This window comes from Segatella copri, from assembly GCF_026015295.1.
Lineage (GTDB): Bacteria > Bacteroidota > Bacteroidia > Bacteroidales > Bacteroidaceae > Prevotella > Prevotella copri_C.
In genome coordinates, this window is sequence record NZ_JAPDUW010000001.1 from 2,515,126 (window position 1) to 2,539,112 (window position 23,987).

Genomic DNA, 23,987 nt, shown 5'->3' on the forward strand with positions numbered 1-23,987 from the left:
TATGATACATGAAAATATAAAGTCAGATGATAATCGTTTGAAATCAAGTCAGTTGTATGATTTAAAGGGATTATTTGTAAGTTCAGATAATTCCAAGATTGTCATACCTGATTTACAGAGAGATTATTGCTGGGGAACTACAGGTAATCTGGTAGTGGACTTTGTAGACAACCTCATAAAACACTTTGAGGAGAATAGATCAAAGGATTTAATCATAGGACTTATCTATGGTTATTATGAGAAGGAGCGTCCTTATTTGCAGCTTTGTGATGGTCAGCAGCGTTTGACAACATTGTATTTGTTACTTGGCTTACTGAATATTATGTCAGAAGAAGAGAATCCCTTCCAGGATTTCTTGATTTCAGATTTTGAGTATAATTTGGATGATAAAGAGCCAACGTTATTATATGCGATAAGAGATTCTTCACTATATTTCTTATCTGATTTAGTATGCAAGTTCTTTATCAAGTCTGATAAGAATAAATATGCTTGGCAAGATAACATCCCTAGCGATTTTATCAAAAAGCAGAGTTGGTGGTTCCATGAATATGAGTCAGATCCTACTATCCAGAGTATGTTGGTTACTTTGGATAAGATGGCAGAATTGCTGAAAGATAAGAAATTTGATGTTATTGCCCTTGGTAAGTATATCACAGAACACCTATTCTTTGTCTATTATAATATGGGCAACAGGAAAGATGGTGAAGAAACATTTGTCATTATTAATACTACAGGTGAGCCATTGACTTCTACAGAGAACTTAAAACCTCTTGTAGTAACTCATGATGATAAGAGCAAGTGGAAGAGAAATAGTGAGATTTGGGAAACAATCGATAATTATTTTTGGAATCATAGACGTAAAGATGAGGAGACTTCCGATTTAGGCATGAAGGAGTTTCTGCGCATGGTTGCTGCTATTTTTAATCCTGAGAGAGCAATCGCAGATTATCTATCACGTGAGAAAAATGACTTCAAATTCCCTTATGAAAACATTTCTATACAACAGATTGACACTGTGTTTCAAAATTTCAAGAAATTGGATACAAATCCTACATTGATGGAAATATGTCAAAAAATGTCTCTTACAGCTAGTGGCGAATTTAGTAAGCAGAAAGATTTGAAAGAGTACTTTGTCATTTTGCCACTGATTAAGTATCTTATGGAACATCCTTCTGCAGAGGATATTGATATAAAGCGAGTGTATGAATTCCTTTACAACATCACTCGTTATACTGTTATCAGAAGTCAAGAAAATCAGATTGCTGATGCAATCCATGTGTTAAGTAAGTTGGAAGGCAATGACATTTGTGGACTGCTTGATATGGATGCAAAAGAGCACAAGATTTTGACAGATGAAGAATTGCTTAGATTGAGAATCTATAAAGAAAATGAAAGTAAACGTGAAAGTATAGAGCAATTGTTTGACGACATGTCAAAAAGATCGGTATGTCCTGTTTTGCACGGAAGAATTTCTACCATTATAAAATGGGCAGGATTTGACGAGAATGGTTGTTTTAATAAGGATAAGTTTGCTCTTATAAAGCAGAAGTTCGAGCAACTATTTTTTAAGTACCACCAGACTGTATCAGACTTAACTGCCATATCATTTGCTTGTTCTGTGGATATGGATAAATATCCTGTTCATACAGGAAGTGATAACTATTCTTTTTTGTATAATTTAGATGATTGGTATGACCGTTTCTTTAAAGGTGATACTAGTGTGCATACTGATAAAATTGATAGTGATAAGTCTGCAAGTGAAGAGGATAGACTTTCCGTCAAATTGGGTAAGTATATTGATACTTTAAAGCTTGACGATATGGTATCAAGCCAAATTAGCATTATTGATAGTTGGTTGTTGAATGCTTCTCATTCGAAGAATATTTTCTTTCAGTTTGTCGAATATTTTAAACAAGTTGGCTTTTGGAAAAGTAACGGCTATAACATAAAGTTTAATGAGGGTGGTTCTTGGGGCAGAATGTTGAGAATAAAAGATACTCAATTCACACAGATAATCTATAGCTCGAATAATAACTATCGCGACATTTATCTCTATGGGAATGCTTTTGTCAATAGTGGGGAGAAAAATTCTAAATGGAAACGAATAGAATGTTGGAAAGGTGATTATGTATGCCTTTTTTCTGATTTGATAAATTATGATGTAGCCATAGAATTATATTTTGATGATGATTCTTTAGGTTATCTATCAGTATTCCAAAGAGATAACGGTAAGAAAAAATTACCGTTCTTTGATAAGGTTGTTCAAGAATTCGAGTTGAAGGAAGATGATAAGGAAAAAGCTGGTATATATTATTCCAGCCATGAATCTCCAAAGGATATTATGGATAAAATGAATAGTATCAGGGAGTTTATTGCCAGTAGTCTTTCTTAAAAACTGGTTAATGTTGGATATATAAGTGTCTCTCTTACCATCGCATAGGAGAGGTGTTTTGAAATAACTCATTTTTCTGTCAGTAAAATTAACGAAATTCAGATAATATGTGGATAGCTATTGCTTATCGATATATTATCTGAATTTAGTTCTACCTCAAATCCGCAACTAAGCCCTTCAACGTCCTTCTTGCGTGTACACGTTCTCTCATTACTGAATTATCAGATAAATTGAGGCTAAAACACCCACTTCAGCTCACAACATCCCCTTACCCCACTATGCGACTTGTAGCCTTGAGTCCGAACTTCTTTACGTCAAGTCTTTGGATAATGGCCTTGTAGAAGTTACGGATAAGTGCTGTAAGAAGAAGAAACACAGTATTCTCTGCCATGAAGGACTTGGGCAATCTGTCCCACCCGAAACCATTGTTCATATCATCGAAGATACGTTCCTTTCCTCCACGATTTCCTCGGAACATGATCCGCAATCAGCTCTGAAACGATTGATAGTAAGTCCGTTCTGTTCACTCTTCAGCGTATCCTTCTGATGAAAACGAACATTTGTGTTACCATCGCTATTCTCAATGCCAACAATCAAGTCGCCAATAACCGCCACGCCAGGGCGATAACCAAAGAACTTCTTGTATGCAGGCTTTGCATCATACTTCTCAGTCTCTATGAACTGATGGTAGAAATCAACATCATACATCTCACCCTCTTTAAGTTGACCAGATGCAAAAATACAATTGAGCAGTGACATCCTCAATGCATGAGCCACCACAGAAGTAGATACTCAAGAGAGAACAGATGATTTCGCTGTACTGATAACCGAACAATCTACACCTTAGACCGAGGGGTGAGTCGATTGCAGATGACAATGTAGAGTCAAATTGCTCCATGATTGAAAATTTTCCTCCCAAAAGAGTGAGTTTCTCAGATTTTATTTGTATTTTTGCCATGCCTATCGCTGGATTTTCTTGTTTTCTTTTGCAACACTAAGATAAGTGAATTCTTCGACATGGCAAAATTCGGGGCAACTTTTTGTTGCTCAGGATATTATAAAAGTTTAAATTTATAGTGTTGCGGAATTAAGGATGAAATAAATCTATCTTGTGCAACATATTTTCCTACTTTTCCGTTATTTTTGTACCAAAATAAAAGAAACAGAATATGGCTATCAATCAATTGAACAAATATGTCTGGCTCGTGGAAACCATCCATCGGGCTAGAAAAAGGGGCGGCATCACCTTAAAGGAAATCCAAAGCAGATGGAAGGATTCTGATCTCAGCGAAGGAACGGAACTCTCTCGCCGTACCTTCATCAACAACCTCCATTCCATCGAGGAACTGTTTGAAAATCAGCATCTGCTGTGACAGCGGATACCGCTATTACATTGAGTATGGTGACTGTTTCGAGGAAGGAAGTGCCAGAAGCTGGATGCTCAATGCTTTCTCCCTCAATGCCATGGTTGGCAACAGTCACAAGCTCAAGGAGCGTGTACTCCTGGAAGATATTGCCGAAAAATTGAGAAATCTCACAAAGAAATACCAGATTTAATCAATTAAGGAATAACAGATTTAATCTATCAAGAAATATCAGATACAATCATCTGAAACTAGGAGAAAAAGGCGGCAAATACATTTTTCGTATTTACCGCCTTTTCTTTATGGGTGATGCATCAGAACCCAACCTTTCTCTTGGGGGTTCTTCCTTCCAGCCTTTCACTATCGCAATACCCGACAAGAGATTTACAGATTGAGATTTATTTCTTCTGCGCAGTAATTTTGATGGATAAGCACTGTCAAAATGCAAGTTTTAAAAATTATTAGGAAAAGAAGTGGCGATAGTTACATAAAAAGTAGTATCTTTGCATTTCATAAAACATGTAACACAAAATATGGAATAGATATAAAACGTTATGGAACAGCTGAATAACCCATTTGTTATCTACGGATATAAGGGAGCAGAATACTTCTGCGACCGCAAGAAAGAGACGGAAGTCATCATGAAGGCTTTGCAGAATGAGCGCAACATCGTCCTCATCTCTCCTCGCCGCATCGGAAAGACGGGACTCATACACCATGTCTTAGAGAACATCAGCAAGCAGGAGCCTGAGACGCATTGTTTCTATCTCGACATCAATGCCACAAGAAATCTGAGCCAATTCATCCAATTGTTGGCAAAGACGGTTATCGGGAAGGTTGATACTTTCTCGCAAACTGCCATGCGCAAGATTACCACCTTCTTTGCCGGCTACAAGCCTACGATGTCGTTTGATGAGATGACGGGAATCCCTACGTTCTCGATTACGGTTTCACCAAGCCAGAGCGAGGATTCTCTCAAACATATCTTCGAGTATCTGAAACAATCGGAAAAACGAATCTATATTGCCATCGACGAGTTTCAGCAGATAGCCGAATATCCCGAAGATGGCACAGAGGCCCTGCTACGCTCCTATATCCAGTTTTTGCCGAATGTATATTTCATCTTTGCAGGCAGTAAGCAGCACATGATGACCGACATGTTCCTGTCGGCAAAGCGCCCATTCTATCAGAGTTCGCAAATTCTCAACCTTCCTCTCATCAACCAGGATGAGTATCATCATTTTGCCAACAGATGGATGGGGACCCGGAATCTGACCATGGATCCTGATACCTTTGCCTATCTATATAATAAGGTGGATGGTCAAACCTGGTATATTCAGGATATTCTGAACCGACTCTATCAGAACGGAAAGGAAATTACGACAGCGGAAATTGATGATGTAACCCTGGAATTGGTGAACGAGCAGGAAGTGGCATTCGTGAATTACTACGATTCCCTTACAGACAATCAGGCAGCCCTTCTATCTGCCATTGCCCAGGATAAGGCTGTCACCTCCATTCTTTCGCAGGATTTCATCAGCCGCCACAACTTGCCTGCTGCCAGCAGCGTGAGTCTTGCTCTCAAGACGCTGATCAATAGAGAATTCATCTACAAGTACAATGGCAGCTATATCATCTACGACCGCTTCTTCGGGATGTGGTTGAGGAAGAACTGCGCTGGAAATTAATCATTGCAAAAAAATCCGAAACAGATAGCTGCCAATGCTTCTGTTTCGGATTATCTTTTTGTTTTCTTTCTTATTTTTCCTTAAAATCCATGCGGATTCTGATATTTAATAAAGCTAGCAATAATCATGTTCACAGGTTACTTAACCACCTTGAATACGGCGGCACTAATGCCTGAAGCCTTGATGGCATCGGTCTTCTTGCCTGATTTATATACAACCTTGCCTGTAGAAAGAACAGAAACTGCCTTGCCACCTACAGAGCTGATGTTGAGAGAGGCTGCCTTGGCACCAGGATTCACGACAACAACATACTTCTCATCACCCAAAGTGCGCTCATATACCATCGGATATTCCTGACCCTTCTGGTTCAGGAGCTTCCAATCTCCCTCATTGTCAAGAGCCTTGGCTGAATGACGCAAAGCGGTCAGCTTGCGGGTATATGACAACAGAGAATTCTGATCTCCCTGCTGAGCCTCAACGGTCAACTTTCCGTTTTCCGTATCTACAGGGAAGTAGAGTTTATCAGGCGCACTCGTTGAGAAGCCGGCATTCTTGCCCTTGGTCCACTGCATCGGAGTGCGGGTACCAGAGCGCTCATTGCTACCCTCCTTGTTAGGGAGATTCATCTGATACTTCATACCAATCTCATCACCATAATAGATAAATGGAACACCTGGCATGGTGAGGAAGAAGGTCATCGCCACCTTCAACTGGTCTGGCGTATTACGGGTACCGATGTTAGGACGCTGGTAATCGTGGTTGGCAGATGGTACAGCGATGTAGCCGAGATTCTTGGTGGCATTGAAAGCCTTGGTATAGTTCTCGCTAAATTCCTTAAGCGAACCCTTGCCCTGCTTGTCGAAATAGCAGTTCTGATAGCTCTGCTCCCACTTGCCCCATGGAGTCTTGCGGTCGAAGAACAGAGAGGCATAGCCCTTAAGACCGAAATGGATGTAGAAATCGATGTTGAAGCCGGCAGGAATGGCTTGCTGCGGATTAGCCCACTCTGAAATCAGGACGGTCTCAGGATAGTACTTGTCCTTCCATGCACGCATCTCATTCCAGAGTTTGGAAACCTCCTTCTTGTCGGGGTCGTTCTTGATGAGCGATGACGCCATATCAACACGGAATCCATCCACACCCTTATCAAACCAAAAAGCCATGATGTTACGTATTTCCCTGCGAACAGCCTGTGGTCCAGGTGCATCTACGCTCTGCTCCCAAGGATGATTTGGGTCTGGATGAGCAAAGCCATAGTTCAAGGCTGGCTGGCACTCGAAGAAATTCTTCTCATAATACTTGGCACGAGGAGCATTCGCCTCCACATATCTGCCTCGGGTACTAGACTCCGGACTTGCCTCCTGATGACGGGCTTCTATTTCTTTCTTCTCGCTCTCAGGAATATCGTTCATCCAGATATAATAGTCGCTGTAACGCTGGTTAGGATCTTTCTCGGAAGACTCCTTAAACCAGGCACATTTGGTGCTGGAATGTCCTGCCACCAGGTCGAGACAAACTTTCATGCCACGCTTATGGGCCTCATTGACCAATGTAACCAAATCGGTATTGGTACCGAATCGAGGATCCACCTTATAGAAGTCGATGACATCATAGCCACCATCAAACCATCCCGACTCAAAGATCGGATTGAGCCAGAGGGCGTTCACACCCAGCGACTTGATGTAATCCAACTTGGAAGTGATACCCGGCAGGTCACCAATACCATTGCCATCAGTATCCATATAGGAAGATGGATAAATCTGATAGAAAAGTGCATCACTCAACCAAGCCGGTCCCTTCTTCTGTTCTGCCTGAGCAGAAAGTGTGGTTGCCGCCAAGGCAGCAACCAACAACATTTTATTCATTCTTTTCATGAGCATCATTATTAATTCAAGAAAACTTTCTTTCCTAATAACTCAAAATTCTGCATTTTATTGTGCAAGAATGCTAATTGCAAATCCGCCACCTGCAACGGAGTTCAACTTCAAGACAGACTTGCTGGTTACAGTCTTCTTGGTGATGACATAAGCCTGAGGATTGGTCTTGTAGTTGGCATTCTTTGCATCCTGATAGATGGTAGCCACATACTTCTTTCCCTTGTCAAGGAAATCGAGCTTTACGGTAGACTGATGAGCCTTCATGCCCGTAACGCCACCGACAAACCAGTTATCAGAACCCTTTGCCTTGCGGGCAGCGGTGATATACTCCATTGGTTCAGCCTCCAGATAGATAGACTTGTCCCAATCTACAGCCACGTCCTTGATAAACTGGAAGGCATCCATGTGCTTCTCGTAATTCTCAGGGAAATCGGCAGCCATCTGCAACGGACTGTACATCGTTACATAAAGTGCCAACTGACCGCAGATGGTAGAGTTGCAATGAGAACCATTGGCGCAATCCATTTCAAAGATACCCGGTGTATAATCCATCGGACCACCCTGCAGACGGGTGAAAGGCAAGATGGCGGTATGTCCCGGTTTGGTACCTCCGAAAGCCTGATATTCAGTACCGCGAGCACTCTCGTTGCCAATCAGGTTAGGATAAGTGCGGCAGAGACCGGTAGGACGCACAGCCTCATGGGCATTTACCATGATGTGATAATCGGCAGCACGGGTTACGGCATGCAGATAGTGATTGATTTCCAACTGACTGTAGTGATGCTCGCCACGAGGAATGATGTTGCCCACATAACCGCTCTTCACTGCATCGTAGCCATAATCCTTCATCAACTGATAAGCTCTGTCCATATACTTCTCGTAGTTCATTACAGAAGAAGAAGTCTCATGATGCATGATGAGCTTCACACCCTTGGAATGCGCATACTCATTGAGCGCCTTGATGTCGAAATCAGGATATGGAGTCAGGAAATCGAATACCTTTTCCTTCATATAGCCACTCCAGTCTTCCCAACCAATGTTCCATCCTTCTACAAGGACTGCATCGAAACCATGGGCTGCAGCAAAGTCGATGTAACGGCGTACATTGGCATTGTTGGCAGAATGCTTGCCCGATGGCTTGGCATGTACATAGTCGGTTCCATCCAACTTCACGGTAGGATAATCATGGGTATAAGCCCACTCTCCCTTACCGGAAATCATCTCCCACCATACACCTACATATTTTACAGGATGAATCCAGGAGGTATCCTTGATCTTGCAAGGCTCATTGAGATTGAGAATCAGGTTGGAAGACAATACCTTGCGGGCATCATTTGTAATGACCATCGTACGCCAAGGACTCTTGAACGGAGTCTGCATATATCCCTTCATACCCTGTGCATCAGGGGTAAGCCAAGAGGTAAAAGTCATGGTCTTGTCATCCAGGTTCAGATGCATGGCTGGATAATCCACCAGAGCTGCCTCATGCAGGTTGATGTAGATACCATCATCAGTCTTCAACTGGAGTGAGGTCTGTACACCGGTATCTGAAAAGACAGTCTGTGAGAGATTGCTGCTGACAGCAGCATGCAGGGCTGGACGGATGCCCGACAGACGGGTCTTGGTGTATTCATACTCCTGGGTATCGTAATCACCCGGAATCCACCAGGCGGTATGATCGCCCGTCATGGCAAATTCTGTACGCTCTTCCTTGATGGTAAAGTAGTTGAGACTGCCTTTCTGAGGGAACTCATAGCGCAATCCTACTCCATCGTCATAGACACGGAAGCGGACGTTCATATAACTGTCGGTGGAATTCTGCTTCAACTCTACCAGCATATCATTATAATGATTGCGGATAGACTTGTTCTCTCCCCAAACAGGAGTCCAGGTCTCATCGAAAGTGGAAGTCTTCTCATCGATAACACTAAAATCGGCAAGCAGGTCCTTGCCATCCTTACCGCCCTTGGCGAGCTGATAACCCAGACGGCTAGGCTTGATAATTGTCTTACCCTGATAGGTCACACTATAGGTAGGCACAGTGCCATCCAAGGTGAAGTTCACCTTGATTTGTCCGTTAGGAGAAGTGATGTCTCCTGCATCTGCTGAGATGCCAAAAGCCATCAGAAGGCTTGCGAGCAAAAAGAGTTTTTTCATATTTTTTGTTTAAAATTGTTTGTTGCTGCAAAAGTACGGCAAAAATCGATAAGTTGGTACGAATAGTAGGTTCTTGGTAGATTACCGCTATCTACCAACCTCCTCACCTCTCTGAATATCAACATTTTGCAAATTCTCAAAAATAAACGGCTAGTAGATGCGAGATTCTCAATGTTTTTTATTATTTTTGCAGCAGAATCTAAAAACATAGGAAAAATGAGACATCTTTTCGTTATAATCATCACACTGCTGATGCTACAGCCGATATGCGCAAAAGCAGACAACAGCCAGCTCTACAAACAGCTGGATGCTGCCATAGAAAAACGTGCGCATTATGTAGAAGTAAAAGAGAAAAGTCTGAACGACATCAAGCAGGGTGCCAAATATGTAACCAGCAACGAGGACAAGCTCAAGCTTTACGAGCAACTCGCCAATGGATACAAAGCCTACGAGTATGATTCGGCGATGACTTACGTAAAAAAAGGCCTTGTTCTTGCCCAAAAGAGCAACAACATCTTATATCATAAAAGATTCCAACTTAGCCAAACCAGCCTGCTTATCACACGTGGATTCTATGCTGAAGCAAAAAACATCATGCAGAAGATAGAACCCAAGGAAGAAGATCCGCTTGACTATCAGTTTCAATACTATTATACACTTTACGGACTATACAACAACTGGTCAACCTATTGTGAAAACAATGAATTCAGCAAGATTTACGACCAGCAGAAAGTGGAATACCTGAAGAAAACATTAGAACTGTCGCCAAAGAAAGATGCATTCTATTACTACCTGCTGGGAGAGTTTTACTATTACAGCAATCATTCCAACAATAACAAGACCATCCAATACTACAAAAAAGCACTGAGTATGGAAAAGCCGGACAGCCGTCTCCATGCCATGACCGCCTTTGCCCTATCCGAAGTATACCAGAAAGCCAACAACCAGAAACTGACGGAACATTACCTGCTGGTTGCAGCCATCTCAGACATCACTTCTGCCATAAAAGAAAACGTAGCCCTGCAAAACATCGCACTCTTCATCTACAAACATAAGACCAGAAGTCTGAACAAAGCCCAGGAATACATCAACCTATCCCTGGAAGATGCTTATGCATACAACAACCGGTTGCGCCGCATTGAGATTTCATCCAAATTGCAGATGATTACCAATGCCTATACAGATGACATCAAAACAACTAACAGATTGCTCAACATCGCCCTGTTGGTCATTATCCTGCTCCTACTTGGAGTAGGTATTAGCAGTCTGTTCATCCGCAAGAAGAACAGGCTTCTGAAACAAAAGAAAGATGAAATCACAGCTACGTCGGCAAAAATGGAAATTCTAAATGAACAATTGCATCTCATCAACGACGAATTGAAGAATACCAATCAGAAACGCGAGAGATTGGTAAAGGTATATATTGACCTGAGCTATAAGAATATAGAGAGGAACCAAAAGCTACGAACATTGGCTGTAAGAAAGATAAAGGCCAACCAGAGTAAGGAGTTGCTGAGCCTCCTTTCTTCCTCATCAAGTACAGAAAGGGAAAACAAGGAGTTTTTGACTGAATTCGACAAGTCTTTCCTAGCTCTGTACCCAACTTTTATAAACGAACTGAACCAGCAACTCACAGAATCGGCTCACATCCAACTGAAAGAGAATGGGGAAATGCCCCCTATCCTCCGTGTGTGCGCCCTGTTAAGATTAGGCATTACTGAAAGTTCCAAGATAGCCGGCATCCTGTCTTATTCGCCACAAACCGTATACAACTACCGTTCCCTGCTCAAGAACAATGCCATAGACAAGGAGCACTTCGAAGAAAATGTGCTCAGACTCTGCATGGTGATAGCCGACTGATCGGAGATTAAGAATACGGCACAAATATCCGAAACAGATAGCTGCCAATGCTTTCTTCCGAAAAAATGGAGCTGATTTGCCAAAGTAACATCTTTGTCGCAGCTTCGTCAATGCTTTTCAACCTCATCGCAACCCCAGTGTAATATAACCACCGTACCTTTGCAACCGAAATCAAACGATATAGGTTATGAATGCTAAAAGGGGAATTATTGTATTAGGATTGCTCTCGGCGGCTAGCATGCCAACGTGGGCGCAACAGATTAAAGGAGTGGTTATCGACCAGAAATCGAAGGAAATTGCCAAAGTTTCTCAAACAAGCAACCTTTTTTTAACTTAAAGTTGTATAAAAAAGAACTTGAAGAAGATGTTTCATATTTTGCCTACATGTTTCAAAAAGATGCATATCTATCTTCAAACGTTGATGTCCTGAAACAGGACATCAACCTTCATTTTTCTTAATCCATGAACTTGATCATGTCCTGGCGTCTTGGCTTTGCCTCTGGCGATTCGTCAGGATAACCCAGGGCGATGCAGTAGAGCAGCTTATAATTCTTAGAGAATGCCATGCGGTCGAGGTAAGGCTTGGCCGACGGAGAATCCAGTATCCAACGGGCTGAACTGCCCAGGCAGCAGGAACCGATGCCCTTTGACCATGCTGCAAGAATGATGTTCTCGCCAAGCAAACCGCAATCAATCTGCGCCATATCATAAGTAGTATCGTAGGCGATGCAAACCACGCATGGAGCATTCACGAAGATGTTCTTGAAGCCCTTGCGCTCTGCTATCTTAGGATTATCCTTTACCACGGCTTGGGTTATCGAATCGATGAGGGCAGGAGAATCTATCACTCTGATTTCGTACGACTGCAGGTTCTGACCGTTTGGCGCATGGATGCCGCATTTCAGAATCTCGTTCAGGGTATCGCGGCTGATGACGGAATCCTTGTAAGCACGGATACTTCTGCGACTCATCATCAAATCGGTTACCACACTTGCAGAGTCAACGCTGGTCATTGCCTCCGGCTGTCTGTTCTCATTGCAGGCTGTCAACATCAGTGCTGCTGCCAATCCTAAGAAAATCTTCTTCATATTACTCATGATTAAACTTATATTCCTATTAGTATATACCCATGTAGCGCTATTAGTATTTATCCACGTAGCGTTATTAGTATATACCGTGCAAAGATAGCAACAAATACTGGTATTCAAGAAGATACGTTATGATTTTTAAGAGTTTTTATCGGTCTCTCCGCCATTCTTTTAACAAGTATATATCATAATAGCCAAACATTTTCCACCTATTTTGCTAGAATTTCCCAAAAACTTCGTATCTTTGCAATGGCTTTATGCAAGATAAGCTGTTTATAAAATCATCAAACGTAGAATTATGGAAAGAAAAAGTTATTCTATAGATATAAACCGCATTGCACAATATGCCATGTATGCATATTGCTTTTTCGCATTGTTTTCGCTGGCATTTTCTGTTTGCGGACAAGCGGGCTTATCCTTCAGAACAAGTCCCATCCTGATTCCAATAAGTCCCATCCTGGTTACCATCAAGCAACTGGTCTTGCAGCTCGCCCCTATAGCTTTATGGGGAATATTCCGCTGTACGCTACCGGCAGACGTAAAATTACTACGACGCTGCAGCGAGGTGATGGTGCTTTACTATGTGCTCTCATTCATCCTGGGCCAATGCTTCAATCTTCATCTCGTAAAGATGATGCAGAACGGACAGATTACCCAAATGGCTTCCATACTCACCTGGACAGAAAGCACGATGGGCCTGATTTCCGTCATCGCCTCCCTGGTAGCCGGCTGTCATCTGTGCAGCAAGCACAGGGGCAACATGCGCAAACTGGGCATAGCCCTTGTCCTGGTTTTCATGGTATGGCTGATATGCTCAAATATACTCCCTGTTGCAGTGTTTTATCTGGCAGGTAACACCCAGCAGGCAGCCTTCACCTGCATGAATCTCATCAGTATGATAACCACAACATCGACTTATATATACGCATACTATAGGATGTATCGGGTAATAAAAACTATAGGATGTATCGGGTAATAAAACTAAATAAATACAAATTCTCGGATATACAGATTACAGAAAGTGTTATCAGTTTTACAGAAAGAAATTTGCAATACGCTGCAAATTTCACCCAAAAACACAAGAAATTTGCAATGCGCTGCAAATTTCCCAAAAAAGTTTCGTATATTTGCAGCGCATTTCATTTTTAGCAATCAAGATAGAATGCAAAATGAATAGCAAAGTGAATAAATAGAACATAAAGAGAATATGATAGAGCGTAAAGAATACATGAATCTCCTGGAGAAATGGAGAGACAAGAAGGCCATCAAGGTAGTAACAGGCATACGACGCTGTGGCAAGTCATCGCTGCTGAGAATGTTTAGGGAGAAACTTCTCTCGGACGGAGTATCCGAAGAACAAGTACAGAACCTCAACTTCGAGGATCTCGACAACGAACCGTTCCTCGACTATAAAATTTTATACGCACACGTAAAGCAGAACCTGTGCCCAGACAAGATGAACTATCTCTTCTTTGACGAGATACAGATGGTGGAAAATTTCCAGAAAGTGATAGACAGCCTGTTTCTGCTAGACAACGTAGACATTTACGTTACTGGCAGCAATGCCTACCTGCTCTCTGGCGAAATAGCCACCCTGCTCACCGGAAGATACATCGAAATCAAGCTCTTCCCTTTCTCCTTCCGAGAATTCATGCAGACGCAGCCTGCCCATACTTCCCGAGAGCTCGCCTATCGCCAATACATCGAACTGGGTTCCTTCCCATACATTCCCCAAATCAGCCAAGACCGAGAGATGGTGCGTGAATACCTGTCAGGTCTCTACAACACCATCGTACTGAAAGACGTGGTGAGCCGCAAGAAGATAACCGATGTGATGATGTTGCAAAGTGTGGTAAGATTCCTTGCTGACAATATAGGCAACATATCCGTAATCAAGCGCATCAGCGATACCATGACCTCGCTGGGAAGAAAGACTACATCTCATACGATAGAAAACTACGTCTCTGCCCTCACCGACAGCTATATCTTCTACCCTGTGCAGAGATATGATGCCAAGGGTAAGCAGCTATTGAAGACTGGACAGAAGCTTTATCTTGCCGACGTAGGTCTGCGCCAAGTCATCAATGGCACCAAAGGTGGCGACTTGGGGCACGTACTGGAGAACATCGTGTATCTGGAACTAGCACGACGAGGCGGAGAAATCTATGTAGGCAAAGCCGGTGATGCAGAAATAGACTTCGTGGTAATCATTGGTGAACACAAGGCATACTATCAGGTATCGCTCAGCGTAAGGGATGAGACCACGATGCAGAGAGAATTGGCACCCCTGAAGTCCATCTCCGACAATTTTCCAAAATATCTGCTCACCCTGGACAACGACCCCGTCCAGTTTCATGATGGAATCAAGCAAGAATATGTGCTCGACTGGCTTATGGAATGCTATGATTCGCCTAAAAAATAAGACTCACACAGAAAAACAATGATGGAAAAGAATCAGATTTTTGAAAATATTATGAGCCGTACATCGGTGAGAAGTTATACAGACATGCCACCGCTCGCCATTGTGGTTTGCGGATGCCTGGACAAGACGCTGGAAGATACAGAGCAGGAGTTCTGGATTCAAGACTGTTCGGCAGCCACGGAGAACATTCTGCTGATGGCTCACGGCCTGGGACTTGGCTGTGTATGGACAGCCCTCTACCCCCTGAAAGAACGATACGAGGGAATGCAGCAACTACTGCATCTGCCCAAGACGATGATTCCGCTCAACACCCTCATCATCGGGTATCCGAAGAATCAGGCGGAAGCAAAGGATAAGTGGAAAGAGGAGAATGTATCCTACAATAAATGGATGGAGAAAAATTCATAATAAAGAAAAAGAATGAATATCAAGGAGAATTATCAACAATATGTAAGCCGATACGCTTCTGAGGTGGCTGCCCTGAAGCATAAGAATACGGGATTTATAACGGGCGAGCTGCTGGCTTTTGGCGGCATTCTCGCCTTTCTGATCTGCTATTTCGCATTGGATGGAGATACGCAGAACTATCTGATGGGTGCGGCGTTGTGCCTGATTGCCTATCTGGGAATCAGACGACTTGACGACAAGAACAAGGAGAAGATAGAGCATCTTTCGGCTTTGCTCAAGGTTTATCAGGACGAAATCAAGGCTTTGGAGGGCGATTTCTCGCCTTTCGAAACGGGCGATTCCTATCAGAATCCGCAGCATCCTTATTCCTTCGACCTCGATGTCTTCGGCAAGAGTTCGCTGTTCAACCGTATCTGCCGAACCATCACATCGGGCGGTTCGGAGGCACTCGCCAGGAATCTTACCCGGGAAACGCCTTTGGGCATGGAGGATATCAAAAGAAGAAGAGATTTGCAGAAGGAATTGGCTGGAGAAGGCGAAAACTGGCGAATGGAATTCCTGGCACTTGGCGAAAAGAACAGAAGCCAGACTGTGAATGGCAAGATGAAAAAGATTGATTCCGCTGCGGTGGTGGATGCGATGCAGAAGGTTTCGAAGATGGAGGTGCCGGCATGGTTTGGGTCTCCGGTTTCGCTCGTTATCGGATGGATGCTGATTATCGGAGTCATCGGTTCCGTGATTTTATCGATATGCGATATGGTTTCGGTGAATTTCGCCTTGTGGTGGGTGTTGGTTCAATACATGGTGGTGTTCTTCGTCTGCAAGCAGACACTTGATAAGATAGACAGCAATGGCGGCAAGCTTCGACATCAGCTCATCGCCTATGCCCAGATACTTCAGCTTATCAACAGGCGCAATTTCCATAGCGAATCAGGCAAGGAGATGCAGAAATCCCTGGCAGATGCCCTGCCTTCCTTTGCCCAACTGGAAAAGATATTGAAGGGGTATGACAGAAGAGGCAACTTCCTCGGTCTTTTCTTCACCGATGCCTTCATGCTGAGCGATTTCTTCCTGGTTCGCAGTTTCCTGAAATGGAAGAATACCTATATGATGAAGATGGAGGAATGGATGCATATCATCAGCGAGATGGATGCGATGGTTTCGATGGCGGATTTCAGATACAATCATCCAGAGGCGGAAGAGGCGGAATTTGTTTCGGGAAGTCCGGAAGCAGATACAGAAAGCGATGTTTCTGAAAATGCAGGAATCGGAAGTCCGGAAATCGTGTTCGAAGGCAAGAATCTCTATCATCCTTTCCTGGGTGCCAAGGCGGTGAAGAACGATTTCACCATCAAGGACGACAACTATTATATCATCACCGGAGCCAACATGGCGGGAAAGAGTACCTTCCTCCGTTCGCTGGGCGTGAACTATATCCTGGCAATGGCGGGTATGCCGGTGTTTGCGGATCAGCTGAAGATTTCCCGTTTCAGATTGTTCTCGAGTATGAGAACCACCGATGATCTGACGCATGGCATCTCTTATTTCAATGCAGAATTGATTAGATTGGAGGAGCTGCTGAAGTTCTGCAGGGAAAGTGCAGAGGGCTATAAGGAGCCACTCCGAACGCTGATTATTCTGGATGAGATTCTGAAGGGAACGAATTCATTGGATAAGCTGAATGGTTCGAGAAAGTTCCTCGAAGCCATTGCCAAGCAGCCGGTGAGCGGTATCATCGCTACCCACGATCTGGAGCTCTCCAAGATGGAGAATGATGCATCAGGAAAATTCCACAACTATTGTTTCGAGATAGATTTAGGCACAGATGTTACCTATACTTATAAGATACAGAAGGGTGTGGCAAGAAACCAGAATGCCACCTTCTTACTGAATAAGATTCTGGAGAAATATTAGAATAAAAAGAGAAACTCCCGATAGTTTGATCAGTTTCAAATTATCGGGAGTTTTCCTTTTAAAGAATACATTATAGCTCCACGCTATCCAGGCGGAATTTGAGCAAGCCGGCTGGTACCTTTACCATGACCTCTTCACCTGCCTTCTTACCCAGAAGGGCCTTGGCGATAGGCGACTTGATGGAAATCTTGCCACTATGGAGATCTGCCTCGTGAGGATTTACTATGGTATAATTCATGCTGCACTTGTTGGCGAGATTGGTAATCTTAATCTTGCTCAACAAGCCAACGGTATCGCTCTTCAATCGAGACTTGTCGATGACACGGGCATTCTCCAAGACCTTCTGCTTGAAGCTGATGCGGCTCAAAAGCTTGCCCTGCTCACGCTTGGCTGCATGATACTCGAAATTCTCACTGAGGTCGCCCTTATCGCGGGCCTCAGCTATCGCATCGCGAACGGCTGGCAACTCTACGTTAACCATGTGTTGAAGTTCGGCCACGAGCTCATCGTAACCTTCCTGAGACATATATTCCATTTTCTCTGATAATCTTAATGAATGATGTTTTTAATTTTCGGGGTGCAAAGTTACTAGTAATTCATGAAAACACCAAACATTTTTGATAAAAAGTAAATAAAAAAAGAGAAGATGTGCAGCCATGACAGACAACACATCTTCTCCTTGAATATATCATTATCCCCAAACTTCCTCGGAAATCTCTCTAACCAAATCTATCTTTGCCCACTGCTCAGCATCGGTCAGTTTATTACCAATCTCGCAAGAGGCGAAGCCGCATTGAGGACTGAGACTGAGCCGATCGAGGGGGATATACCTGGCTGCTTCTCGGATGCGGGCGATGACCGTAGCCTTATCCTCCAGCACAGGAGATTTAGAGGTTACCAAACCCAGAACCACCTTTTTGCCATCAGCCACATACTTCAACGGCTCGAAACCACCCGAACGCTCATCGTCATACTCCAGATAGAAGGTATCTACCTTCTCATGAGCGAAGAGATAAGGAGCCACGGCATCGTAGGCACCCTTGGTGGCATAGCAGGAATGATAATTGCCACGGCATACGTGGGTGTTGATGGTCAACCCCTCCGGTTTGCCCTCGATGGCAAGATTGTTCACCTTCAGATATTGCAGGGCTTCCTGCTCAAGGGTGAAACCTGTGCCCACCTTAGCCTTCCAGTAATCGCTATCCACAATCATTCCCCAGGTGCAGTCATCCAGCTGGACGGTACGGCAACCGGCTGCATAAATCTCCTGGAAGAAGGTGCGGTAAGCCTGAGCAATATCCTCAATCAGCTGGGTAGTGTTAGGATAGAACTTGCGGGTATTCTCGGCATTCTTGCCACGGAACAGTTCGGCAAGAAACTGTGCCGGAGCAGGAACCGTCTGCTTTGCCTCGAAGATATATTCGCCATTGGCATCCAACTCTTCAAACTGCTTCACAAACAGGAAATCCTTGATAAAAGGATGATTCTCGCCGGTAATCTTGCCAATCAGTTGGATAGAACCCTTGGTTGTCTCCTCGCCATGGAACTGGTAGCCATGCTCCAGTTCGATATGCTCCACGCCATTGAATCCCCACATAAAGTCGAGATGCCAATAGCTGCGGCGGAACTCGCCATCGGTGATATAAGGCAGGCGATGCGCCTTCTGCTGACTGATGACCTCAGTAATCAGCCGGTCTTCTACGGCGCGAAGGTCGGTGGCAGAAATCTGTCCATCAGCAAACTTAGCTCTTGCTTCCTTCAACTCTGCAGGGCGCAAATAGCTGCCCACTGCCTCAAAATGTATATTTCTTACGTTGCTCATATTTTTATCTCCTTATTATTATTTGATGTGAATGACTCTTTATCCTGTCATTACCGATGAATGACGCTTTGCATCCGGAATTGCGGGTGCAAAGGTAAGAAGAAGAATTTTATTTGCCAAATATTCTCTATAATTCAGAAAAATATACTATCTTTGCAGCGAATTAAGCAAATCAGCAGAATATTATTCTGCAAAAATGAATAAAATCAGTAATAAAGGAACAATGACAACAGAAGAAAAACTTGATGAAACAGACATCAGAATACTGAAGTTACTGCAGCAGAACTCCCGACTCACCGTAAAGGAACTTGCCGCAAGAGTACACCTCTCCCCTTCTCCCACCTTCGAACGACAGAAGCGACTGGAACGCGAGGGATACATCCAGCGATATGGAGCCATCGTAGACCATCACAAGTTGGGGCACAACGTGATTGTGCTCTGCAATATCCGGCTCAAGCAGCATACCCATGACCTGATTCAGCAATTCATGGATACCGTGCAGACCATCGACCAGATAACGGAGTGCTACAACACCACCGGCGATTATGACTTCCAGATCAAGGTATACGCCCGGGATATGAAAGCCTATCAGGACTTCATGCTCAACACCCTGGGAAACATCGACTGCATAGGAAGTCTGCACAGCATCATCGTGATAGGTGAAATCAAGGATTCGCATTATATTCCCGTAGCAAAATAAGGAGAAACGTGATGAAAGCAAAAAATATATTGATGATATGCCTGTTTATTTCCGGACTTTTCTGCCTCCCATCCAAGGCACAGCAGCCTGGAGAAAACGTCAGTTCTCAAACCATCAGAAAACTGGGCGAGAAGCATTTCTTCTCCATCTCCACTATTCCTGATGATATCTTCCGCCTGATGCAGGGCAAGACATACAAGAAGAACTGTACCGTGGCAAGAAGCGAACTGAGATACATAAGATGCCTGCACGTAGACAAGGACGGCAGAAACATCGTAGGAGAAATGGTGGTGAACAGGGCGATAGCCACAGATGTGCTCGATATTCTGAAAAAGCTCTACGAGGCAAAATATCCGATAGAACGGATGAGACTCATTGACTACTGGGATGCCGACGACGAAAGGGCGATGAGAGCCAACAACTCCTCCAGCTTCAACTTCCGCTTCATCTCACATACCCATACGGTATCGAAGCACGGAAGGGGACTGGCCGTAGACATCAACACCCTCTACAATCCTTACCACAAACGACTGAAGAACGGCAAGGAAGTGGTGGAACCTGCCACCGCCCGCCCCTATCTGGACCGCAGCAAGAACCACGCTTACATGATTAAGAAAGGCGACCTCTGCTACCGGCTTTTCAAGGCAAAAGGATTCCGATGGGGAGGTGACTGGAAACACAGCAAGGATTACCAGCACTTCGAAAAATAGAAATGCAGGAAAGAACAGCCAGCAAGGAAAGGACATAAAAAAAGACTATGCCTATGTTACATCATTTCTTTAGTAACTATGGCATAGTCTTTTATTATCCTAACGATCTTTTTTATATGTAACACTAATTTAATTCACCTGTTACAGCCTTTTTATAATACATTGTAACTAGCTGTACCAGACAGAATTATATTCTCTACGTTCATCGTCCTCATTATAGAGGTTCTCATATTCAAGGTTCATAGCCTCGAATGATTCCAGTGTCTGTTTCATGATAACTCCTCCTCTATTTATTATGTTCAACTTTTAATATGGCAAAATTAGTAAAAAAACAGATTTCTGATGTCAATATTTCAGAAAACTTTTGTATTTTTGCACCATCTCTGCACATCAGGGGCAAAAAGTGCAAAAAAAACAGCTCTGTTCAAGAGCCATGCAAGATAAAAAACAAGAAACAAGATGAAGATATTACATACTTTACGACTCGACAGAATGAAGTGGCGCCACTGGGTACTGCTGCTGTTGCTCATCCTCGTCACCCTTACCAAGATGATTCCTCTCTGGGGAGCTATCTACACCTACCATGTTTATCCCGTTATCGGCAGCCTTCTTTCGCCCATCTCAGGCATCTTTCCCTTTGCCGTGGGCGATATTTTCATTGCTCTCAGCATCGCCTGGGTCGTCCTCTATCCTATCTACGAGATGGGATTACGGAAGAAACTCGCCCGTCGGTTTATCTTTCTTGCTGCCAAGAGCGGCGGCTATGCGAAGAAAAAGGCGGTTTTCGGAAGGGTAATTGAATATCTGCTGTGGGTATATGTATGGTTTTATGCAGCTTGGGGACTGAACTATTCGCAGCCTGTTATCTATTATAGAGTAGGCATGCAGCCTGCTGAGGTTTCGGAAGAGAAGTTCCGGAAATTTGCCTACCAGTATGCTGACAGCCTCAACCTTTTGAGTGAAGAACGGAGAGGGAAGAGTGAAAAATTCAATTGTATTGTGGATGATAAACTGAAGAATCGGGTGCGGGATGCGGTTCTGAAGGAATATAACAAGATAGGCTATCGGGAGGGCATCAATCCGCCTTTCAACCAGCATCCGCATGCCAAGACGATGGTGTTTACGCCCATCAGTTCGATGTCGGGTGTAACCGGCAGCATGGGACCATTCTTCTGCGAATTTACGCTGAACGGCGATATTCTTGCACACGATTATCCTGCTACCTATGCCCATGAATTTGCTCATTTCCTGGGCATTGCTAACGAAGGAGAGGCAAATTTCTACAGTTATCTCGTCTGTACGGCATCACAGGATAAGGCGGTGAAATTCAGCGGATATTACCACATTCTGCCCCATGTATTATATAATGTATTCGACATTCTCGGCGAAAAGGAGGGTGAGAAATATCTGAAATATATCCGTCCTGAGATAATCAGGCTACTGAAAAGCGACCGCCAATACTGGCAGAACAAAAGATGCAAGGCACTGGATGCTGCCCAGGATTTCTTCTTCGAACTCTATCTGAGAGGCAACCATGTAGAAGGCGGCAGAAAGAGCTATGCCGGCGTCATCGGTCTGATTCTGGCTTGGGAGAACAAGCAGGAAACTGTAGAGAAGAATGCCCAGAACCAGAAGAAGAAATGATGTCCGAATGCATGCGCTGCGAGGAAGCGACTGATAATAGCAATAACATATTTAATAATAAGAAGAATATGGAAGATATGAAGAAGGGAAGAATCACTCCTAGCTGGATTGATTCATTGAAGGAGAACGAGATTTTTGTGTTTGGCAGCAATCTGGCTGGCATGCATGGTGGTGGAGCAGCCCGCATTGCCCACCTGCATTTCGGTGCCGTCATGGGACAGGGCGTAGGCTTGCAGGGGCAGAGTTATGCCATCCCTACGATGCAGGGCGGCGTGGAAACCATCCGTCCATACGTGGATAGATTCATCGCCTATGCCAAGCGACATCCCGAGAAGCATTTCCTGGTAACCCCAATAGGTTGCGGCATCGCCGGCTTCGAAGCCGAAGACATCGCCCCATTGTTCGAGAAGGCAAAGGAGATGAAGAACATCAGCCTGCCGGAGAGTTTCTGGGAGGTGATAGAATAAAGTTATAGATTATTAGCAGTTTATGTTAGGAGCAATAATAGGAGATATTGCTGGCTCAAAATATGAGTTCAACAATACGTTTGATTATGATTTCGAGATGTTCGGCGAAGGATGCGACTTCACCGATGATACCATCTGTACGGTAGCGATAGCTGATGCGATATTGAACGGGCGAAGCTATCAGGAAAGCCTGCTGGATTGGTGCCGCCGCTATCCTTCTCCAAAAGGAGCGTATGGCGGAAGATTCGCAGGGTGGATTCGTTCTCTTGATCCGCAGCCATATAATAGTTTTGGCAATGGTTCGGCAATGCGAGTATCGCCGGTGGCTTGGCTATTCGATGACCTGTCGCAGGTTTTGGAAGAGGCAGAGAAAACGGCTCTTCCTACTCATAACCACCCCGAAGGAATCAAGGGAGCCAAAGCCGTGGCTCATGCCATCTGGCATTTCCGCAAGAGCAGATTCTCAGAAGAATCTAAGGAGTGTAAAGATAAGAATTCTAAAAAATCTGATGATAAGGCAATGAAAGCCTTCAGGGAAATTGCCCGCAGCTACTACGAAGATTTCGAAACGCGAGATTATCCGAAGGGCAAGTTCGACGAAACCAGCATGGATGCCGTGCCATTATCTTTCTATCTCCTCTCGCAAGCCTCATCCTTCGAGGATGCCATCCGCCTAGCCATATCTCATGGCGGCGATAGCGATACCATCGGAGCTATCGTTGGCTCCATCGCCGAAGCCCGCTTCGGTATTCCGCAAGAAATAAAAGAGAAGGCAATCTCTTATCTTCCGGATGATATGAGAGATGTATTGAAACAATTTGCAGGGAAATGCGAAATAAAGCCCAAATAATTTGGTGTTACCAAAGAAAAGTCTTAACTTTGCCCCATACATATAAAAAAGTAAGATTATGCAAGAATATCAATTGGATTTCGTAACCTATTGCGTTGGCAACTTAGCCGACCGATTGAACATGAGTGCCAGTAAGGTATATAAGATGTTACGGTCAACAGATATCTTAAATGGCTACATGATACCCTGCTATGATGTGCTCCATACTTTCGGCAAGGAATACATCATGGACGATTTGATTAACTTGTTAAAGAAACGAGGAGCATTGAAATAAGTCAGATGAAATAATATAAGGAGGGACTTTCATGGAAGCAAACAAGACAATACTCCAAATGAAATATGCTCACATAGTACCTATCTTTGCAGAGCAAACAGGCATTACGTTGGAAGATGCTCTAGATTTCTTTTATACTTCTTCTATTTATCAAATGATGAATGAAGGCATTGCTGATATGCATTGCAGAAGCGATGGATATTTGGCGAATTTAGTAAAAGAAGAGTGGAAAAATAAAATTGCATAGATTCCTAATTCACACTACAGCTTATTCTGTCGAAAGATATGAGAGAAATATCGGCTAGAATAAAGTGTAGCAACTAGGCTCAGCAAAGCTGCTGACTGCAGTC

At 43.8% G+C, this 23,987-nt stretch carries 21 protein-coding genes and 1 pseudogene; 16 read left to right on the plus strand and 6 right to left on the minus strand.

Going from position 1 to position 23,987, the window contains the following annotated elements; genetic code table 11:
* The first annotated feature begins 1 nt into the window (after position 1).
* A complete protein-coding gene (locus ONT18_RS10765; RefSeq protein WP_264905512.1) occupies positions 2-2,392 on the plus strand; it encodes a DUF262 domain-containing protein in 2,391 nt (796 codons plus the stop codon).
* A 277-nt stretch (positions 2,393-2,669) separates the two neighbouring features.
* On the opposite strand, the pseudogene ONT18_RS10770 reads toward ONT18_RS10765, so the two are convergent.
* Positions 2,670-3,350 (minus strand): annotated as a pseudogene (locus ONT18_RS10770) (IS1380 family transposase); the annotation flags it as partial.
* Positions 3,351-3,561: 211 nt separating this feature from the next.
* Here ONT18_RS10770 and ONT18_RS10775 point away from each other — a divergent pair.
* The 3 genes from ONT18_RS10775 (at position 3,562) to ONT18_RS10785 (ending at position 5,444) form a co-directional block, all read left to right on the plus strand.
* The gene (locus ONT18_RS10775; RefSeq protein ID WP_264905514.1) at positions 3,562-3,765 is read left to right on the plus strand and encodes a hypothetical protein; all 204 of its coding nucleotides are present in this window, start codon (positions 3,562-3,564) and stop codon (positions 3,763-3,765) included.
* Positions 3,743-3,949 carry a hypothetical protein gene (locus ONT18_RS10780; RefSeq protein ID WP_264905516.1) on the plus strand — a complete coding sequence of 69 codons (207 nt, stop codon included), beginning with the start codon at positions 3,743-3,745 and terminating at the stop codon, positions 3,947-3,949. The genes ONT18_RS10775 and ONT18_RS10780 overlap by 23 nt, the downstream gene beginning before the upstream one ends.
* A gap of 361 nt (positions 3,950-4,310) precedes the next feature.
* Complete coding sequence (locus ONT18_RS10785) at positions 4,311-5,444, plus strand: AAA family ATPase (protein WP_264905518.1); 1,134 nt, start codon at positions 4,311-4,313, stop codon at positions 5,442-5,444.
* Between the two features lie 137 nt (positions 5,445-5,581).
* Here ONT18_RS10785 and ONT18_RS10790 read toward each other — a convergent pair whose 3' ends face one another.
* Positions 5,582-7,309: an alpha-amylase family glycosyl hydrolase gene (locus tag ONT18_RS10790; protein ID WP_264905520.1), complete on the minus strand. Its 1,728-nt coding sequence runs from the start codon at positions 7,307-7,309 to the stop codon at positions 5,582-5,584.
* A gap of 66 nt (positions 7,310-7,375) precedes the next feature.
* Entirely contained in the window at positions 7,376-9,478 is a 2,103-nt protein-coding gene (locus ONT18_RS10795) for a glycoside hydrolase family 97 protein (protein ID WP_264905522.1), read from the minus strand.
* A 216-nt stretch (positions 9,479-9,694) separates the two neighbouring features.
* Between ONT18_RS10795 and ONT18_RS10800 the strand changes: the two genes are divergently transcribed.
* On the plus strand, positions 9,695-11,338 hold the full coding sequence (locus tag ONT18_RS10800) for a DUF6377 domain-containing protein (protein ID WP_264905525.1): 1,644 nt from the start codon (positions 9,695-9,697) through the stop codon (positions 11,336-11,338).
* Between the two features lie 455 nt (positions 11,339-11,793).
* Here the strand turns inward: ONT18_RS10800 and ONT18_RS10805 are convergent, their stop codons facing one another.
* Positions 11,794-12,426, minus strand: coding sequence for a nitroreductase family protein (locus ONT18_RS10805; protein WP_264905526.1), 633 nt, complete (start codon positions 12,424-12,426; stop codon positions 11,794-11,796).
* Between the two features lie 298 nt (positions 12,427-12,724).
* Between ONT18_RS10805 and ONT18_RS10810 the strand changes: the two genes are divergently transcribed.
* The 4 genes from ONT18_RS10810 (at position 12,725) to ONT18_RS10825 (ending at position 17,170) form a co-directional block, all read left to right on the plus strand.
* Positions 12,725-13,402 (plus strand): hypothetical protein, encoded by a 678-nt coding sequence (locus ONT18_RS10810; protein ID WP_264905527.1) that lies wholly within the window; start codon positions 12,725-12,727, stop codon positions 13,400-13,402.
* A gap of 231 nt (positions 13,403-13,633) precedes the next feature.
* Entirely contained in the window at positions 13,634-14,848 is a 1,215-nt protein-coding gene (locus ONT18_RS10815; RefSeq protein WP_006848450.1) for an ATP-binding protein, read from the plus strand.
* Between the two features lie 18 nt (positions 14,849-14,866).
* Entirely contained in the window at positions 14,867-15,256 is a 390-nt protein-coding gene (locus ONT18_RS10820; protein ID WP_264905529.1) for a nitroreductase family protein, read from the plus strand.
* Between the two features lie 12 nt (positions 15,257-15,268).
* Positions 15,269-17,170, plus strand: a complete 1,902-nt coding sequence (locus tag ONT18_RS10825) for a MutS-related protein (RefSeq protein ID WP_264905531.1) — start codon at positions 15,269-15,271, stop codon at positions 17,168-17,170.
* 70 nt (positions 17,171-17,240) lie between these two features.
* On the opposite strand, the gene greA is transcribed toward ONT18_RS10825, so the two are convergent.
* Both greA and ONT18_RS10835 read right to left on the minus strand, forming a co-directional pair.
* A complete protein-coding gene (gene greA / locus ONT18_RS10830; protein WP_006848453.1) occupies positions 17,241-17,705 on the minus strand; it encodes a transcription elongation factor GreA in 465 nt (154 codons plus the stop codon).
* A 156-nt stretch (positions 17,706-17,861) separates the two neighbouring features.
* A complete protein-coding gene (locus ONT18_RS10835) occupies positions 17,862-18,992 on the minus strand; it encodes a 5-methyltetrahydropteroyltriglutamate--homocysteine S-methyltransferase (protein ID WP_264905534.1) in 1,131 nt (376 codons plus the stop codon).
* A gap of 223 nt (positions 18,993-19,215) precedes the next feature.
* On the opposite strand from ONT18_RS10835, the gene ONT18_RS10840 reads away from it, so the two are divergent.
* The 7 genes from ONT18_RS10840 to ONT18_RS10870 all read left to right on the plus strand — a co-directional run bounded on the left by ONT18_RS10840 (position 19,216) and on the right by ONT18_RS10870 (position 23,884).
* Positions 19,216-19,692 (plus strand): Lrp/AsnC family transcriptional regulator, encoded by a 477-nt coding sequence (locus ONT18_RS10840; RefSeq protein ID WP_117695577.1) that lies wholly within the window; start codon positions 19,216-19,218, stop codon positions 19,690-19,692.
* An 11-nt stretch (positions 19,693-19,703) separates the two neighbouring features.
* Positions 19,704-20,402 (plus strand): M15 family metallopeptidase, encoded by a 699-nt coding sequence (locus tag ONT18_RS10845; RefSeq protein WP_119238004.1) that lies wholly within the window; start codon positions 19,704-19,706, stop codon positions 20,400-20,402.
* Between the two features lie 459 nt (positions 20,403-20,861).
* Positions 20,862-22,046 (plus strand): DUF3810 domain-containing protein, encoded by a 1,185-nt coding sequence (locus tag ONT18_RS10850; protein ID WP_264905538.1) that lies wholly within the window; start codon positions 20,862-20,864, stop codon positions 22,044-22,046.
* 68 nt (positions 22,047-22,114) lie between these two features.
* The gene (locus ONT18_RS10855) at positions 22,115-22,513 is read left to right on the plus strand and encodes an A1S_2505 family phage non-structural protein (protein WP_264905539.1); all 399 of its coding nucleotides are present in this window, start codon (positions 22,115-22,117) and stop codon (positions 22,511-22,513) included.
* 22 nt (positions 22,514-22,535) lie between these two features.
* Positions 22,536-23,363, plus strand: coding sequence for an ADP-ribosylglycohydrolase family protein (locus ONT18_RS10860; protein ID WP_264905541.1), 828 nt, complete (start codon positions 22,536-22,538; stop codon positions 23,361-23,363).
* Positions 23,364-23,421: 58 nt separating this feature from the next.
* Positions 23,422-23,637 (plus strand): DUF3791 domain-containing protein, encoded by a 216-nt coding sequence (locus ONT18_RS10865; protein ID WP_153082927.1) that lies wholly within the window; start codon positions 23,422-23,424, stop codon positions 23,635-23,637.
* 31 nt (positions 23,638-23,668) lie between these two features.
* Positions 23,669-23,884 (plus strand): DUF3791 domain-containing protein, encoded by a 216-nt coding sequence (locus ONT18_RS10870; protein ID WP_264905544.1) that lies wholly within the window; start codon positions 23,669-23,671, stop codon positions 23,882-23,884.
* Positions 23,885-23,987 lie beyond the last annotated feature (103 nt).

Excerpts from the sequence above, each read along its gene's own strand:
- ONT18_RS10860 (WP_264905541.1), top strand. The coding sequence starts at position 22,536 with ATGTTAGGAGCAATAATAGGAGATATTGCTGGCTCAAAATATGAGTTC.
- ONT18_RS10850 (WP_264905538.1), top strand. The coding sequence starts at position 20,862 with ATGAAGATATTACATACTTTACGACTCGACAGAATGAAGTGGCGCCAC.
- ONT18_RS10810 (WP_264905527.1), top strand. The coding sequence starts at position 12,725 with ATGGAAAGAAAAAGTTATTCTATAGATATAAACCGCATTGCACAATAT.
- ONT18_RS10845 (WP_119238004.1), top strand. The coding sequence starts at position 19,704 with ATGAAAGCAAAAAATATATTGATGATATGCCTGTTTATTTCCGGACTT.
- ONT18_RS10785 (WP_264905518.1), top strand. The coding sequence starts at position 4,311 with ATGGAACAGCTGAATAACCCATTTGTTATCTACGGATATAAGGGAGCA.
- ONT18_RS10835 (WP_264905534.1), bottom strand. The coding sequence starts at position 18,992 with ATGAGCAACGTAAGAAATATACATTTTGAGGCAGTGGGCAGCTATTTG.
- ONT18_RS10795 (WP_264905522.1), bottom strand. The coding sequence starts at position 9,478 with ATGAAAAAACTCTTTTTGCTCGCAAGCCTTCTGATGGCTTTTGGCATC.
- greA (WP_006848453.1), bottom strand. The coding sequence starts at position 17,705 with ATGGAATATATGTCTCAGGAAGGTTACGATGAGCTCGTGGCCGAACTT.
- ONT18_RS10840 (WP_117695577.1), top strand. The coding sequence starts at position 19,216 with ATGACAACAGAAGAAAAACTTGATGAAACAGACATCAGAATACTGAAG.
- ONT18_RS10820 (WP_264905529.1), top strand. The coding sequence starts at position 14,867 with ATGATGGAAAAGAATCAGATTTTTGAAAATATTATGAGCCGTACATCG.
- ONT18_RS10815 (WP_006848450.1), top strand. The coding sequence starts at position 13,634 with ATGATAGAGCGTAAAGAATACATGAATCTCCTGGAGAAATGGAGAGAC.
- ONT18_RS10800 (WP_264905525.1), top strand. The coding sequence starts at position 9,695 with ATGAGACATCTTTTCGTTATAATCATCACACTGCTGATGCTACAGCCG.
- ONT18_RS10865 (WP_153082927.1), top strand. The coding sequence starts at position 23,422 with ATGCAAGAATATCAATTGGATTTCGTAACCTATTGCGTTGGCAACTTA.
- ONT18_RS10825 (WP_264905531.1), top strand. The coding sequence starts at position 15,269 with ATGAATATCAAGGAGAATTATCAACAATATGTAAGCCGATACGCTTCT.
- ONT18_RS10775 (WP_264905514.1), top strand. The coding sequence starts at position 3,562 with ATGGCTATCAATCAATTGAACAAATATGTCTGGCTCGTGGAAACCATC.
- ONT18_RS10805 (WP_264905526.1), bottom strand. The coding sequence starts at position 12,426 with ATGAAGAAGATTTTCTTAGGATTGGCAGCAGCACTGATGTTGACAGCC.
- ONT18_RS10855 (WP_264905539.1), top strand. The coding sequence starts at position 22,115 with ATGGAAGATATGAAGAAGGGAAGAATCACTCCTAGCTGGATTGATTCA.
- ONT18_RS10790 (WP_264905520.1), bottom strand. The coding sequence starts at position 7,309 with ATGAATAAAATGTTGTTGGTTGCTGCCTTGGCGGCAACCACACTTTCT.
- ONT18_RS10870 (WP_264905544.1), top strand. The coding sequence starts at position 23,669 with ATGGAAGCAAACAAGACAATACTCCAAATGAAATATGCTCACATAGTA.
- ONT18_RS10765 (WP_264905512.1), top strand. The coding sequence starts at position 2 with ATGATACATGAAAATATAAAGTCAGATGATAATCGTTTGAAATCAAGT.